The sequence below is a fragment of the Paraburkholderia sp. RL18-101-BIB-B genome, from assembly GCF_046026985.1.
Classification (GTDB): Bacteria; Pseudomonadota; Gammaproteobacteria; order Burkholderiales; family Burkholderiaceae; genus Paraburkholderia.
The window spans coordinates 22,590-35,940 of the sequence record NZ_JARESV010000048.1 but is presented as its reverse complement, the minus strand read 5'-3'; the positions used below and the strand labels follow the sequence as shown (position 1 = coordinate 35,940).

At 61.1% G+C, this 13,351-nt stretch carries 13 protein-coding genes; 12 read left to right on the top strand and 1 reads right to left on the bottom strand.

What is annotated here, in order from left to right; translation table 11 throughout:
• Nucleotides 1-21: 21 nt before the first annotated feature.
• Entirely contained in the window at nt 22-219 is a 198-nt protein-coding gene (locus tag P0D73_RS37880; RefSeq protein ID WP_408258469.1) for a heavy-metal-associated domain-containing protein, read from the bottom strand.
• Nucleotides 220-484: 265 nt separating this feature from the next.
• Between P0D73_RS37880 and P0D73_RS37875 the strand changes: the two genes are divergently transcribed.
• The 12 genes from P0D73_RS37875 (at nt 485) to P0D73_RS37820 (ending at nt 13,315) form a co-directional block, all read left to right on the top strand.
• Entirely contained in the window at nt 485-889 is a 405-nt protein-coding gene (locus P0D73_RS37875; protein ID WP_408258472.1) for a DUF2946 family protein, read from the top strand.
• 86 nt (nt 890-975) lie between these two features.
• The gene (locus P0D73_RS37870) at nt 976-1,278 is read left to right on the top strand and encodes a hypothetical protein (protein ID WP_408258475.1); all 303 of its coding nucleotides are present in this window, start codon (nt 976-978) and stop codon (nt 1,276-1,278) included.
• On the top strand, nt 1,275-2,708 hold the full coding sequence (locus P0D73_RS37865; RefSeq protein WP_408258478.1) for a TolC family protein: 1,434 nt from the start codon (nt 1,275-1,277) through the stop codon (nt 2,706-2,708). The genes P0D73_RS37870 and P0D73_RS37865 overlap by 4 nt, the downstream gene beginning before the upstream one ends.
• A gap of 1 nt (nt 2,709) precedes the next feature.
• On the top strand, nt 2,710-4,005 hold the full coding sequence (locus P0D73_RS37860; RefSeq protein ID WP_408258480.1) for a multicopper oxidase family protein: 1,296 nt from the start codon (nt 2,710-2,712) through the stop codon (nt 4,003-4,005).
• A gap of 61 nt (nt 4,006-4,066) precedes the next feature.
• On the top strand, nt 4,067-4,414 hold the full coding sequence (locus P0D73_RS37855) for a copper-binding protein (protein WP_408258553.1): 348 nt from the start codon (nt 4,067-4,069) through the stop codon (nt 4,412-4,414).
• 67 nt (nt 4,415-4,481) lie between these two features.
• Complete coding sequence (gene copC, locus P0D73_RS37850) at nt 4,482-4,856, top strand: copper homeostasis periplasmic binding protein CopC (RefSeq protein ID WP_408258483.1); 375 nt, start codon at nt 4,482-4,484, stop codon at nt 4,854-4,856.
• Nucleotides 4,856-5,797, top strand: coding sequence for a CopD family protein (locus tag P0D73_RS37845; RefSeq protein WP_408258486.1), 942 nt, complete (start codon nt 4,856-4,858; stop codon nt 5,795-5,797). The genes copC and P0D73_RS37845 overlap by 1 nt, the downstream gene beginning before the upstream one ends.
• Nucleotides 5,798-6,479: 682 nt before the next feature.
• On the top strand, nt 6,480-6,842 hold the full coding sequence (locus P0D73_RS37840; protein ID WP_408435206.1) for a hypothetical protein: 363 nt from the start codon (nt 6,480-6,482) through the stop codon (nt 6,840-6,842).
• 92 nt (nt 6,843-6,934) lie between these two features.
• On the top strand, nt 6,935-8,227 hold the full coding sequence (locus tag P0D73_RS37835; protein ID WP_408435204.1) for a TolC family protein: 1,293 nt from the start codon (nt 6,935-6,937) through the stop codon (nt 8,225-8,227).
• Nucleotides 8,228-8,238: 11 nt separating this feature from the next.
• Entirely contained in the window at nt 8,239-9,768 is a 1,530-nt protein-coding gene (locus P0D73_RS37830) for an efflux RND transporter periplasmic adaptor subunit (protein WP_408258495.1), read from the top strand.
• On the top strand, nt 9,765-12,971 hold the full coding sequence (locus P0D73_RS37825; RefSeq protein ID WP_408258497.1) for an efflux RND transporter permease subunit: 3,207 nt from the start codon (nt 9,765-9,767) through the stop codon (nt 12,969-12,971). The genes P0D73_RS37830 and P0D73_RS37825 overlap by 4 nt, the downstream gene beginning before the upstream one ends.
• Entirely contained in the window at nt 12,968-13,315 is a 348-nt protein-coding gene (locus P0D73_RS37820; RefSeq protein ID WP_408258500.1) for a copper-binding protein, read from the top strand. The genes P0D73_RS37825 and P0D73_RS37820 overlap by 4 nt, the downstream gene beginning before the upstream one ends.
• Nucleotides 13,316-13,351 lie beyond the last annotated feature (36 nt).

Here is a 13,351-nt window from a genome sequence, read left to right as displayed (position 1 = left end):
TATCTCCGTGGGGCAGCGTGACTACGCATTGACCGTTGGGTGGAACCCCGCCGCCTCAATCGCGGCGACCAGACGCTCCGGCGCCAACGCCGAGTCGATTTTCACGATTTTGGTGCTGACGTCGACGTCGACTTTCGCTGCCGGGTCGACGCTGGTAACCGCGCGCGTAATCGCATTGGCGCATCCGCCACACGACATATCCTTGACTTCGAATTCCATTTTTAACTCCAGCAGCAAATCAGAAGCCCGAGCATAAACCTTCCCATGGCGGGAAGGTCAAGAGGCAGTAGCGCCCCGGCTGCGGCTGATGGCTGTCGGAACCGCCCGGCCAGCTGGGTGAGGCCGGATACAAGGAATGAAGTCGTCCGCTCAAGTTGCAGGTTCATGAAAAAACGAGATAAGCCTGGAATCTTCGGAGCGAAGTTACACGCTGACACGGTCTCTGTCTTACAGTCTTCTTGAACTGCGTGCTAGACTTCCGCCCATGTCTTACTGGCGCAAACTCTTCGTCATCGTGCTGCTGGCACTGAGCCTTCCGGTTCAGGCGTTCGCGGCCGTCTCCATGACATGCGGGTCTTCGCATGCCGGGAGTGACGTCGCGTCGGCGCAGTACGCTGAACAGGGTGCGACAACTCACCGCCATCACCTGGATGGTTTGATGATGGCTGACAGCGACCATCACAGCCATCCCCAAGGCGGCGATGTGCACCATGCTCATTCGTGCTCGACCTGCGCGTCCTGCTGCTTCGGCGGGGCCTTGCCGGCCGCCCCGACAGTGGCGAGCTCCGCCGACGTGGTTCATTTTGCTGTTCCGTTCCCCCGCTCTGACCGCATCGCGTCGTTCCTGACCGGCGGCATCGAACGTCCTCCCCGAATCTCCCTCGTCTAGTCCTTCTGTCGCGGCCGTAGCCGCGATGCGAAATTTCGACCTGATGGCCTGTCGGCTATCCAGGTGACTTACGACGAGAAAAATCCATGCGAATGTTTATCGCGGCGCTAGCCGGGGCGGCGGCATTGTTGCCGGCGCTCGTGCACGCCACAACTCCATTGCCTGACCCGACGGATGCGGCTGCAACGGTTCCGACGGTTAGCGTGCCGTCCGTCTTTGCGGATTATCAGTCATACCGGGACCAGAAAGCGCCCAGCTGGCAGGAGCTCAACCGGGCAGTGATGACCACACCCGGAAAGCCGGGGATGAGCCACAGCCAGATGCCTTCCGGCGGCGCCGGTGCAAGGAGTAACGACCACACCTCTCATCAAGAGGAGTCGGCCAAATGATGCGGCACTTCTTTTCGTGCGGCCGCGTCGTTGCTGCGGCCACCGCACTAGCGTTTCTTGCCGGCTGTACCACCTTTTCAAAGGACGGCGGCTTTAACACCGTTTCGACGACCGCATCGGAGCGTCTTGGAAAGGACGCCGTGCTGGTGAAGACAGACGAGGACCGCGAGGCGGTTGCAAAGCGGACGCAGGAACTTCTTTCAAACCCGCTCGGCATGGACGACGCCGTGCAGATTGCATTGCTGAACAATCGGGGACTGCAGGCCTCATACGGCGAGCTCGGCATCTCCGAGGCCGACCTGGTACAGGCCGGACGCCTGCCGAATCCCGGCTTCATGTTCAGCCGCGCGCACGGGAACAACGACCTGAGCATCAGCCGCACCTTCACGCTCGGCTTATTGAATGTCCTGACGATGCCGCTCGCGACGCGCATTGAGAGCCGCCGCTTTGAACAGACCAAGCTGCTGACTGCAGACGCGATGCTCAAAGTGGCCGCCGACGCCCGCCGGGCCTATGTCAACGCCGTTGCAGCGCAGCAGTCTGCCGCGTACGCGGAGCAGGTAAAGGATTCCGCCGAGGCCGGTGCCGAACTGGCGTTGCGGATGCAACAGGCCGGCAACTTCAGCAAGCTCGACTACGCGCGTGAGCAGGCCTTCTATGCAGACGCAGTGGCGCAACTGGCGAAAACGCGGCAGCAGTCTGTGTCCGCGCGGGAAAAACTTACGCGGACGATGGGTCTGTGGGGTGCCGGGACGCAGTACACGCTTCCCGACCGTCTGCCTGACCTTCCCAAGACCCGGCCTGAGTTGAACGACCTCGAGGGCTTCGCGATGCAGAACCGGCTGGACATCCAGGCGGCAAAGCTGCAGACGCAGAGCGTCGCATCCTCTCTGGGTCTGAGCAAAGCGACGCGTTTTATCAACGCGCTGGACGTCGGATATCAGAACAATTTCACCACTTCCGACGGCCACGAACAGGGATACGAAATCAGCGTCGAGATTCCCATCTTTAACTGGGGCGGTTCGAAGGTTGCGCGCGCCGAAGCGATTTACATGCAGTCGGTCAACCGCGTCGCCGAGACAGCGATTAACGCAAGGTCCGAAGTTCGCGAATCGTACTCAGCTTACGTGACCGACTACGACGTCGCGAAGCACTACCGCGACGAAGTCGTGCCAATCCGGAAAACCATTTCGGACGAACTCCTGCTCCGCTACAACGGCATGCTCGCGAGCGTGTTCGAACTGCTCGCCGATTCTCGCGACCAGGTCGGCGCGGTGAACAGCTATATCGACGCGTTGAGGGACTATTGGCTCGCGGAGACCGACCTGCAGCAGGCAGTCGGTGGCCGTCTCCCGCCGCTCGCGATGGCTTCAGCGCCATCCGCGCCCACGACGCAACCGGCGTCGCCTACAGATTCAGAAGGTAAATGAAATGGTGTCACGTCGAAAATTTATCGGCGGCTCGGGGGCCGCGTTGCTCGGAGCAGCATTGGTGAGCAAGGCTGGTGCTGCGTCGCTGCCGGAGGCACCCACGATGGCCAGGGCCGCCACGCAACCGCCGCTCACACCTCCCAATGGCCGTCCGTACACGCCCGTTGCCACGCTGAACGGCTGGTCGCTGCCGTGGCGCATGAAGAATGGCTGGAAGGAGTTCCACCTGATTGCTGAACCGGTTGTACGCGAGATGGCACCGGGCATGAATGCGAATCTGTGGGGCTACAACGGACAGGCCCCTGGCCCAACCATCGAGGCAGTGGAAGGCGATAAGGTCCGTATTTTCGTGACCAACAAACTCCCGGAACACACCACCGTTCACTGGCACGGAATGCTGTTGCCGTCCGGCATGGATGGCGTCGGTGGTCTCACGCAGCCGCACATCCCTCCGGGCAAGACGTTCGTCTACGAATTCGAGCTTGAGAAGCACGGCACCTTTATGTATCACCCGCACGCCGACGAAATGGTGCAAATGGCGATGGGGATGATGGGCACGTTCATCGTTCATCCGAAGGACCCGGGTGTGATGCAGGTCGACCGTGACTTCGTGTTCATCATGTCCGCGTATGACATCGACCCGGGCAGCTTCACGCCGCGCGTCAATGAGATGACCGACTTCAACATGTGGACCTGGAATTCGCGGGTCTTTCCGGGCATCGACCCGTTGCCGGTACGTGCCGGGGACCACGTGCGTATCCGGTTCGGCAATCTGACGATGACCAATCACCCCATCCATCTGCACGGCTATCACTTCGAGGTCGCGGGCACGGATGGCGGATGGATTCCGCCGGCCGCGCGCTGGCCTGAGGTCACCGCCGATGTCGCGGTCGGCCAGATGCGTGCCATCGAATTCACGGCGAACCGGCCCGGCGACTGGGCGTTCCACTGCCACAAGTCCCACCACACGATGAACGCGATGGGGCATCAGGTACCGAACCTGATTGGCGTCCCGCAGAAGGACCTCGCAAAACGCATCAACAAGCTGGTGCCGGACTACATGGCGATGGGCAGCACGGGTGGCGCAATGGGCGAGATGGAGATGCCCTTGCCCGATAACACGCTGCCGATGATGACCGGCACCGGCCCATTCGGTCCCCTGGAAATGGGCGGCATGTTCAGCGTCGTGAAAGTTCGCGAGGGGCTTGGGCGTAAAGACTACCGGGACCCGGGCTGGTTCAAGCACCCCAAAGGGACGGTTGCCTACGAATACACCGGCGAGTTGCCGGACAGCTGATTTTTGTCCTGGTCGGACACACAGTCCGGTCAACTTTTTATCTAACGCAGGAGAAGGAATGATGAACAAGGTATTTGCATCGATTGCAGTTGGCTGCGCATTGGCGATTTCGGGCGCTGCATATGCGGCTGGCGAGATGGGCAACATGGACATGAGCGGCAGCAGTGCCAAGCCGGCAGGTGAAAAAGCCGGAATGTCGCATGGCGAAATCAGGAAGGTTGACGCGGCAGCCGGGAAGCTGACCATCAAGCACGGCCCGCTGGAAAACCTGAACATGGAAGCCATGACGATGGTGTTCAAGGTCAAGGACCCGGCAATGATTTCGCAGGTCAAGGTGGGCGACAAGATTGATTTCGTGGCCGAGGAAGTAGACGGCGCACTGACGGTGACCAAGCTGCAAAAGAAGTAACGGCTCATGGGGTGTTGCCCTCAAACGCCGGCAACCCCCGCTTTGACTATCCAGGATGCGAAAGAACATGAAAACATTCACCCGCAAGCAATTCACGAGTCTGGCTTCGGCCGCCGCCATTGCATTGGTACCCGTCGCAGCGTTTGCCCACGGCATGCTGGAAAGTGCCGTGCCGCCCGCTGGCAGCACGGTCGATACGGCACCGGAGGCGCTTCGGCTGACTTTCAACGAGGAGCTGGAGACCGCGTTCAGCACCGTGAAAGTAACCGACGCAAGCGGCGCGGCCGTGAGCAAGGAAAAGGCCAAGGTTGACGCCTCGAATCCCCGCGTGCTGACGATTTCCCTGCCGAAGCTGTCGCCGGGTACTTACTCCGTGCAGTGGACTGTCATGACACATGATTCGCATAAGACCAAGGGCACATACACCTTCCAGGTGAAGTGATGAACGACGGTTTGCTCGGCATCTTCCGGCTTGCATTCGTCGCTCTGCAAAACCTCGGCTTCGCGGTTGCCGTCGGGGTTCTGCTCAGTGACCGATGGCTCGCGCGCCGACCCTCGCCTTGGCAGGCAGGACTCAGCTGGCGGCTGGTTGCTGCTCTGCGTGTCGCGTCCATGGGTGCACTGCTGTCCAGCGCGTCCGCCTTCTGGATTCATTGTGCGTTGATGAGCGACTCCACGCTTCTGGAGGCAGGGCCTGCGGTTCGCTCGATGCTGGTGGAGACCGGCTTTGGTCATGCCTGGTTGGTCGGCGCAGTACTGATGCTGTGCGTGGTCATTCTTTCGTTTGTCCGCACTGGCAAGTCATCGCCCCTTCCTCTGATTATCGGGTTGGCTCTGGCCGGTGTCGCCCTGGCTCGAAGCCACGTAGGTCACCCAGTCGATGCAGGCACATTCAGCTTGCCTGTATGGGTCAACTGGATACATCTGCTTGCCATCAGTGCATGGGTGGGTCTTGTGGTGGTTACAACGTACGTTGTTGCGCCACGGTTTTTCGGCGCGCCGGACAGCGAGCGCATCAATAGCGCGGCGTATATCCAGTCCTTGTCGGACGCTGCAACGCTCGCGCTGATTATTCTTTTTCTGACCGGCGCCTATAACGGCTGGCGCGGTGTCAGGACGCCAATCGACCTATTGGAATCGGCCTACGGGCAGGTGCTGTTATTGAAACTAGCACTCGTGTTCGTGGCTGCAGCCCTCGGAGGGCATAACCGTTTCTTCGAGATGCCCAAGTTGCTCGCATCGCTGCAGAGTGCCTCACCGGTGTCGCCCGTGAAGCCTTTAAAGCGTTTCGCCGCCGTGCTGCGCATTGAATCGGTCGTTCTGGCGGGGGTACTTGTCGCTGCTGCTGTCCTTGTTTCGAGTCCACTGCCAGGTACGTCGTAGTCCATTCGGAAGCACCTGTTATCTACGTCCACGCAGATGGTCTCTGCCGCAGGGTCAATAAGGGCGATTCGTGCCTCAATTGGCTTCAGGTAACGGCCATCTTTTACAGGACCCGGCAGTACGTCCGGGTCTTTTTTTTGCATAGAACGCGAACTTGAAAATCCTGGTGGCCATCAGGGAGCCCAAAGTCTCGAACTGAATCGCGACGAGCAGAGGGCCAATATCGTTCCACGATGTAGAAGCTTCCCATTGAGGCTCGAGCCTCGCTTCTTTGCCGGGGCTCTTCCGTTGAAGTCACCTGTGAGGTGCCATGATGCTGACATCATCTCTCTAGCTTGGGTACGCATCATTACAATGGCGGCCACTACCGCCGCCCTCATGGGCTGTGCGAGTCGCACCGCGTCGGCTCAAGCACCCGCTCGCGCTGACCAGGACTCAGATACACCCTCCGGAAAGGCGCCGCAACTGCCCCCTGGCTGGCCTTGCCAGGACCTTCGGGTAAAAAAGGCCGGATTGCCCAGCGGTATGAACCGGGGCAAAAGCGTCAGCGTGGACTGTCAGCACGGCGGTTGCTTTGCCACAACTGCGACCGTCGCCAGTCGGCGCTGGCTGTGTGTGGTGAACGACGCTGATGACGCATTCGCCAGAATTCGGCTAAAATTGCCTCGCTATAATTGAAGCCATGAAATTTCTTCGGACATTGCTCCTCCTGCTGCTTTGTGCCGCGCTTCCCATCAGTGGGCTGGCGGCCAGCGGCTTGACTGGAGAATGTCCGCTGCAGATTAGCATGGGCTCCGACGATGGTAGTGCGATGTCTTCGGACATGCCTGGCTGCGAGACGATGAAATCCTCGCAACCGGGAAAAGCCAAAGGCTTTTTCTGCAAGGCAACGGCGCAATGCCAACTCGGCAGCCTGTATCACCCGGTTGCCGCCACTGAGGTAACCCGCCCGGCGGGGCTGGCCAGTCCAGTCGTATTCCACTACGTGCAGTCGCTCTCCGTCCGTGAACCGGCCGGTCTCTGGCGACCTCCTCGCGCCATCTAATCCCTTTCTGACAAGTTCGCCGCGTTTGCGGCGAGGTCGTCCTGCGTCCAGGACGTGGATTCCCTGTGGGAGTCCGCCGTTGGGGTTAGAACATGCCTTTAACTATTGGCACGCCGTCATGCCGGCGTGTACCACTGCGCGCGCGTTCAGTTTTCGCCGCGCTGATTCTCGCGAGCGTCACCGCGCACGCTCAGGAAGCGCCCGTCACGCTTGATGCGGCATTACAGGCGGCGACTGACCGTTCGGCTTCGATGCAGGCGGCGCAAGCGTCCGTCGGCGCCAGTTCGGAAGCTGCCGTCAAGGCGGGGCAGTTGCCCAACCCGATGCTCGCTGCGGGCATCGACAACCTGCCAATCAACGGACCACAAGCGTTCACGATTGGCCAGAACATTCTGACGATGCGCCGCATCGGCATCGAGCAGGAATGGGTCTCGCCGGAAAAGCGCCGGCTTCGTTCCGCGCTGGCAAACCAGGTTGTCGATAAGGAGCGCGCGGGATTTCTAGCGCAACTTGTCAATGTGCGCCAGCAAACTGCGACGGCGTGGCTAAACGCAGCCTATGCAAAAAAGGCTGTGTCATTGCAGCAGGAACTGGTCGGCCACATGACGCACGAGCTTGCGGCCACACAAGCCTCCTATCGGGGTGCAAAAGCATCCGCAAGCGACGTCGTGCAAGCCCAACTCATGCTGGCGCAAACGCAAGACCAGCTCCTGAAGGCCCAGCAGACTTTACAAACAGCGCTCATCAGCCTGTCGCGCTGGACGGCCGGTGCGGTCACAGACGTTGCCGGTGAACCGCCGGCGCCGCAATCCGTGGTTGCCTCGCTTCCGCCCGACCAGCTCCGTGAAGTGGAGCCCGCACTCATGACCGCGACGGCTGACATGAAAGTGGCGGACGCCGATACCGCTGTCGCTAACAGCAACCGCAGTACGAACTGGACCTGGAACGTCTCTTATCTGCAGGGGGGCAGCTCTTCGAGGTTTGTGTCGGTGGGCGTCAGTATCCCGTTGCCGATTAACCGGAAGAACGTCGAGGACCGGGATGCGGCTGAGAAAGCGCAACTCGGCACCAGGGCGCGGCTGATGTATGAGGACGCGCAGCGACAGGTCGACGCGGATATCCGCACACTGTCGGCCACCCTGGCTAGCGGACGCGAGCGCGCCGCCCATCTGACCAGCTCGCTGCTGCCGGCTGCGGACCAGCGCGTGCAACTGGCGACTGCGGCGTACAAGGCCGGGACTGGGTCGCTCGCCGACACGTTCGCTGCCCGGCGTGCGCAGCTCGACGCCGAGCTTCAGGTGCTCGACCTGCAGCGCGACGTTTCCCAGACCTGGGCCCAACTGGAATACCAGGTCGTGCCCGCCTCGATGTCCGTGAGTCAGTGAAGGAGAACAACATGCAAAGGAAACAACTGGCGCGCGCGGCCTTTATCGTATTTGCCGCAGCGGCGCTGCTGGGTGTCGGTTACGTCGCCGGCACCTGGCGTGCTTCGACGACCGGCTCGACCGCAGTTGCCGTGACATCCGCCACCGGTGAGAAAACCGACCCAAAGACTGGCCGCAAGGTGCTGTACTGGCACGACCCAATGGTGCCGAACCAGCATTTCGACAAACCGGGCAAGTCACCTTTCATGGATATGCAGTTAGAGCCGGTCTACGCCGATGAAGGGGGCGCCAGCGGTATCAAGATTGACCCGGGCCTTCAGCAGAACCTGGGCATTCGATACGCGACGGTGCGCCGGCAGGATACTGTCGACGATTTCGACGCGATTGGTACGACGCAGTTCGATGAATCAAAAGCTGACGTCGTGCAGTCGCGGGTGACCGGCTACATTGACCATCTTTACGCCAGTGCCCCGATGCAACGCGTCACGAAAGGCGCGCCGATTGCGTCGCTGTTTGTTCCAGACTGGCTCGCGCCACAGGAAGAGTATCTGGCGTTAAAGCGTGGCGGCATGGATGACGGCATGCTTGCGGCGTCACGCACGCGGATGCGTGCGATGTCGATTCCGGACGGCGTGATTGCCGGTCTCGACCGCACCGGCAAAGCGCAGACGCATATCACGTTGTCGTCGCCGGAAACCGGCGTGCTCACCGAACTCAACGTGCGCGATGGCGCGATGGTGTCGCCCGGACAGACGCTTGCGAAAGTCTCCGGACTCAACAGGTTGTGGCTCGTGGTCGAGGTGCCCGAAGCGCTGGCCCTCCAGGTTCAACCGGGCATGAGCGTGGACGCCGTGTTTGCGGGTGACCCGGCGCGACATTTCACGGGACGCATCCGCGAAATCCTGCCGGGTATCAGCACGAGCAGCCGTACGCTTCAGGCACGCCTGGAAATCGACAATGCAGACTTCAGGTTGACGCCGGGGATGCTGATGCGGGCGCGCATCGGTGCCGCGAAAACGGTATCGCGGTTGCTTGTTCCCTCAGAAGCCGTCATCACGACCGGCAAGCGGTCGGTGGTCATCGTCAGGAATTCCGACGGCAGGTTGCAACCTGTTTCGGTCACCGTCGGCAACGATGCCGGCGACGATACCGAGGTGAGCGGCGGCCTGACGGAAGGCCAGCAGGTCGTCGCATCGGGCCAGTTCCTGATTGACTCGGAAGCCAGTCTGAAATCCGTTCTGCCGAAGCTCGAAGCAACCGCACCGACCGGTGCGAGCGCGCCGGCTCCAGCGCCTGCTTCGGCAGCCCCCCCGACCTACGACACCACGGGTAAGGTCGAAAAGGTGACGCCCGGGGACATCACGTTTTCACATCAACCCGTTCCGGCCCTGGGCTGGGGCGCGATGACGATGTCGTTCGGCAAACCGTCGCCGACGGCGTTTCCGGACGTGAAGCCTGGCCAGACCGTGCATTTTGTCTTCAGGCAGTCGGATGACGGTTACCAGTTGACCAAGGTCGAACCGGTCGGAGGCGCGAAATGATTGCGCGCCTTATAAGGTGGTCTATCCACAACCGGTTTCTGGTGCTGCTGGCGACCGTGCTCGTTACAGCATGGGGCGTCTATTCGGTCACGCAGACGCCGCTCGATGCGCTGCCTGACCTGTCCGATACGCAGGTCATCATCAAGGCGTCGTACCCGGGCAAGGCGCCGCAGGTCATCGAGGACCAGGTGACGTATCCGCTCACCACGACGTTGCTTGGCGTGCCGGGTGCGAAAACCATCCGGGCGTATTCGTCGTTCGGCGACGCGTTCGTCTACGTGCTGTTCGACGACAAGACCGACCAGTACTGGGCACGCTCGCGCGTGCTCGAATATCTGAATCAGGTGCAGAGCCGGCTGCCGCGGGGCGCGACCGTTTCGCTTGGACCGGATGCAACTGGTGTGGGCTGGGTCTACGAATATGCGCTCGTCGACAGGACCGGGCAACACGACCTTGGACAGCTGCGCGCGCTGAATGACTGGTTCCTGAAGTTCGAACTGAAGTCAGTGCCGGACGTCTCCGAAGTCGCGTCCATTGGTGGCATGGTGCGCCAGTATCAGGTTGTGCTCGACCCGGACAAACTGCGCGCGTACGGCATCACGCAGACAGCCGTGGCCGACGCGCTCAGCAAGGCGAATCAGGAATCGGGCGGCTCGGTGGTGGAAATGGCCGAGTCCGAGTACGTGGTCCGTTCGTCTGGCTACCTGCGTACGCTCGACGACTTTCGCAACGTCGTATTGCGCACGAACGATGCAGGTACGCCGGTGTTGCTCGGCGACGTAGCCCGAATCCAGATTGGACCCGAGATGCGGCGCGGCATCGCCGAGTTGAATGGCCAGGGAGAAGTCGCGGGTGGTGTCATTGTGATGCGTTCCGGCAAGAACGCGCTGACGACCATCGAGGCGGTGAAAGCGAAACTGGCTGACCTGAAGCGGTCATTGCCGGCCGGCGTCGAAGTCGTGACCACCTACGACCGCTCACAGCTCATCGAGCGCGCCGTGGACAACCTCAAGGACAAGCTCATCGAGGAATTCATCATCGTTGGGTTGGTCTGCGCGGTGTTCCTGTTTCATCTGCGTAGCGCGTTCGTCGCGATTCTGTCGCTGCCCCTGGGCGTGCTGGCCGCCTTCATCGTCATGCGCTATCAGGGGGTGAACGCGAACCTGATGTCGCTGGGCGGTATCGCGATTGCCATTGGCGCGATGATTGACGCGGCCATCGTGATGATTGAAAACGCTCACAAGCATCTCGAAGCGTACGACCACGAGCATCCGGGTCAACAAATCACAACCGCACAGCGCTGGGAACTCATCGCGACATCGGCGGCCGAGGTGGGGCCAGCGCTGTTTTTCTCGCTGCTCATCATCACATTGTCCTTCATCCCCGTGTTCTCGCTGGAGGGGCAGGAAGGCAAGCTGTTTTCGCCACTTGCGTTTACGAAGACCTACACGATTGCGGCTGCGGCCGGCCTGTCGGTGACGCTGGTGCCTGTCCTGATGGGCTACCTCATCCGGGGCCGCATTCCACACGAGAACGCCAATCCCATCAACCGCGTGCTGATTCGGTTGTACCGTCCGTTGCTGGACGCGACGCTACGCCGACCATGGGTCGCGATTGGTCTCGCTGTCCTCGCGCTAGTCATCACGATTGTTCCGGTCTCGCGCCTCGGCGGGGAGTTCATGCCGCCGCTGGATGAAGGCGACCTGCTATACATGCCGACCGCGCTTCCCGGCATCTCTGCCGAGAAGGCGAGCGAACTGCTGCAGCAGACTGACCGGCTCATCAAGACGGTTCCAGAGGTGGAGACCGTCTTCGGCAAGTCTGGACGGGCGGACACCGCCACAGACCCGGCGCCGCTCGAGATGTTCGAGACGACGATTCAGTTCAAGCCGCGTAGTCAGTGGCGACCCGGCATGACCCCGGAGAAGCTGGTCGACGAACTGGACAGGACCGTCAAGGTGCCGGGGCTGTCGAACGTCTGGGTGCCGCCCATCCGGAATCGTCTGGACATGCTGTCGACGGGCATCAAGACGCCGGTTGGCGTCAAGATTTCAGGCAGCGACCTCTCGCAAATCGACAGGATTGCGGCGCAGGTCGAATCAGCCGTGAAGAATGTACCCGGCGTCACGTCCGCACTGGCCGAACGGTTAAACGGCGGCCGGTACATCGACGTTGATATCGACCGACTGGCGGCGGCACGTTACGGGCTTGCAGTTGCCGACATCCAGTCAGTCGTGTCCTCAGCAGTGGGCGGTGACAACGTCGGCGAAGTGATTGCCGGCCGGGAGCGCTTCCCCATCAACATCCGCTATCCGCGCGAAATCCGGGATTCGCTCGAGAAGCTGCGACAGTTGCCGGTCGTCACGGACCGTGGCGCGCAAATCCAGCTCGGTGATGTCGCGCACATCACGATTGCCGACGGTCCACCGATGATTCGCAGTGAAAATGCGCGGCTCTCCGGCTACGTCTATGTCGATATCCGCAATACGGACCTGCAGTCAGCGGTCGAGGCAATGCAGCGCGCTGTTGCAGAGAAGGTGACGCTTCCGCCGGGCTATTCGATTGCATGGTCCGGCCAGTTCGAATATCTCGAGCGGGCAGCGGCGAAGCTGCGCACGGTCATTCCCGTGACGCTTGTCGTTATCTTCGTGCTGCTCTTCCTGACCTTTAACTCTGCGGCCGATGCACTGCTGCTGATGTCGACGGTGCCGTTTGCCCTGGTCGGCGGCTTCTGGCTCATCTGGATTCTGGGTCACGCGGTGTCTGTCGCAACTGCAGTCGGGTTTATCGCGCTCGCTGGTGTCGCAGCCGAGTTCGGTGTCGTGATGCTGCTCTACCTGAAGGGTGCGCTCAATCGCCGGCTGGAAGATGGTGAACCGCTAACCGAGGCGCTTCTGTTCGATGCGATTCGTGAAGGCGCCGTGTTGCGTGTGCGACCGAAAGCGATGACGGTTGCTGTCGTGCTCGCGGGTCTCATCCCCATCATGGTCGGACACGGCTCCGGTTCGGAAGTCATGCAGCGCATTGCTGCGCCGATGGTAGGCGGTATGGTCACGGCCCCCATCCTTTCGATGTTTGTTATTCCTGCAGCCTGGTTCCTGCTGCAACGCCGCCGTGCGCGCAAACAGGCAGGTGCAGGGCTCCCACACGCAGTACCTTCCGGCATGAAAGTGCCATCTACTCAAACTGGAGAAACCCGATGAAGAAGTTGATTGTTGCGTCTGTTGCGCTTGCAGCCATCGTTGCTGCGCCCGCGTTCGCTGGTGACGACATGGCCGGCATGGACATGTCCAAGCCGTCGGCTTCCAAGACGTCATCGAAAACCGCGCTTACCGAGGCGGAGGTCAAGAAGGTGGACGCTGCGACCGGCATGGTCACGCTGAAGCACGGCGCGCTGGAGAACGTCGGGATGCCACCGATGACGATGGCGTTCAAGGCGAAGGATGCGGCGATGGTCAAGCAGGTTCACGAGGGCGACAAGGTGAAGGTCCGTGTCGAAAACCTCAACGGCACCCTGACCATCGTGAAACTGGAAAAGCAGTCATGATGGGGCGCTGACATCGCACTCGCAGGCTCGCCGCGT